We start from the raw sequence: 1,585 nt of genomic DNA on the forward strand, positions 1-1,585 counted from the left end.
GCATCGATCTTGGCCCGGCTGTACTCGTCGATCTCGAGACCCTGGACGATCTCGTAGTTGCCGTCCTTGCAGACACAGGGGAAGCTCGACATGATTCCCTCGGGCACGCCGTAGCTGCCATCGGACGGAACACCCATCGAGACCCAGTCGCCGTCCGGCGTCCCGAGGGTCCAGTCGCGGATGTGATCGACCGCGGCCGACGCCGCCGACGCCGCCGACGACGACCCGCGGGCATCGATGATCGCGGCTCCACGCTTCGCGACCGTGGGGATGTACTCATTGGCGTACCAATCCTGGTCACCGACGAGCTCGTGCGCGTTCTTGCCGCCGACCTCGCAGTGGAAGAGGTCGGGGTACTGCGTCGTGGAGTGGTTGCCCCAGATCGTCATCTTCTTGATGTCGTTGACCGACGCGTCGAGGCGAGCGGCGAGCTGGCTGATCGCACGGTTGTGGTCGAGGCGGGTCATCGCCGTGAACCGGCCGTTGTCCAGGTCGGCGGCGTTGCTCATCGCGATGAGCGCGTTGGTGTTCGCGGGGTTTCCGACGACGAGGACCTTGACGTCCTTCTTGGCCGAGCGGCTGAGCGCCTCGCCCTGGGGCTTGAAGATCCCGCCGTTGGCGGAGAGCAGGTCCGCGCGTTCCATCCCCGCCTTGCGCGGCATCGAGCCGACGAGGATCGCGACGTCGGCGTCGCCGAACGCCACGTCGGCATCGTCGGTGCAGGTGATCGAGTCGAGCAGCGGGAAGGCACCGTCGTCGAGTTCCATCCGGACACCCTCGAGCGCTCCGAGCGCCGGGGTGATCTCGAGCAGGTTGAGCGCCACGGGCGTCTCCGAGCCGAGCATGGTGCCCGATGCGATGCGGAAGAGGAGGCTGTAGCCGATCTGGCCTGCGGCTCCGGTGACGGCGACACGAACTGGAGTGGTCATGTCCGCGAGGCTACGGCGGTGCGCTCGTCACCGGAAATCGAACGACGCGGCGACGACGACCGTCACACCCCGAGGATGCGGGTCACCAGATCGGTGTAGTACTGCTGCCCGGCGCCGTTGAGGTGAATGTTGTCGTCGTAGAAGCAATCGCCGGGGCACTGCGGGCCGAGGACCTCCCAGTCGAGCACGGTCACGTTCGGGTGTGTGGCGGGCAGCGCACGGAGTTTCTCGTTGTTCCCCGCGATCCACCCGCGGTCGGCCTTCCCCGTGACGAACACGACGCGCGGGACGTCTTTCAGCATCGCCATCATCTCGTCGAGCGACGACTGCGGGAACGATCCGTTCGTGCCGAGGTGGACGACGACCGCCGACCCGAGCAACCCCTTGTCCCTGGTCCCCTGGAGTTGCGGGAGCGATGCGGAGAACTGCCGACTCTGCACGGCATCGACGACGAACCCGCGCGCGGTCAACTCCTCGGCCGAACCCAGCATCACCGAGTCACCGAATCCGATCAGACGGAGCTGGGGTGCAGGGCCCTGCGGTGGCGTGACGAGTGGCGTGATCGCGGACATGTCGTTGACCACGCCCAGCGAGGTCACCGCCGGTGGTGGGGCAGTCGTCGGGGGGGCCGTGGTCGGGGGCGCCGTCGTCGGAGG

At 67.4% G+C, this 1,585-nt stretch carries 1 protein-coding gene and 1 pseudogene; both read right to left on the reverse strand.

Annotation, left to right across the window (positions count from 1 at the left end; translation table 11 throughout):
* A partial coding sequence (locus tag WBV89_RS17190) for a malate dehydrogenase (protein WP_423982564.1) occupies window positions 1-929 on the reverse strand: 929 nt, incomplete at its 3' end.
* 62 nt (window positions 930-991) lie between these two features.
* Window positions 992-1,585, reverse strand: a pseudogene (locus WBV89_RS17195) (hypothetical protein); the annotation flags it as partial.

Source organism: Ilumatobacter sp. (assembly GCF_049588435.1).
In the GTDB taxonomy this organism is placed as follows: Bacteria; Actinomycetota; Acidimicrobiia; order Acidimicrobiales; family Ilumatobacteraceae; genus Ilumatobacter_A.